This window comes from Ornithinimicrobium sp. F0845, assembly GCF_023015765.1.
Taxonomy (GTDB): domain Bacteria; phylum Actinomycetota; class Actinomycetes; order Actinomycetales; family Dermatophilaceae; genus Ornithinicoccus.
On sequence record NZ_JALKAL010000046.1, the window covers coordinates 1 to 323 of the forward strand.

Annotated in this window: 1 pseudogene; it reads right to left on the bottom strand. The window is 65.0% G+C overall.

From position 1 onward, the window contains the following. Positions 1-323 (bottom strand): annotated as a pseudogene (locus MWU75_RS19665) (ABC transporter family substrate-binding protein); the annotation flags it as partial.

Below are 323 nucleotides of genomic sequence, written 5' to 3' on the forward strand. Positions count from 1 at the left end.
CCTCCAGACCGGACTCGTCGAACTTCTGCTGCGCCATCTCCAGGTCGACCTCGTCGTAGCGGCCGTCGTAGATCTTGGCGACGTGCTCCTCGTAGTTGTCCTGGAAGGGGAAGACCTCACGGGAGTTCATCACCACGGCGGTCTCATCGATCGGGGTGATCAGGTTGTCGACGATCTGCTGCCGCGGCAGGCAGTAGGCGAACGCCTCGCGGGCGGCCAGGCCACCAGCGTCCTCGGCCCAGGGGCTGCCCTCGGCGAAGTTGAAGTCGACGTGCTCGAAGGTCATCGTCGCGCCCTTCTCGAGCACGAACGCATCACCCAGG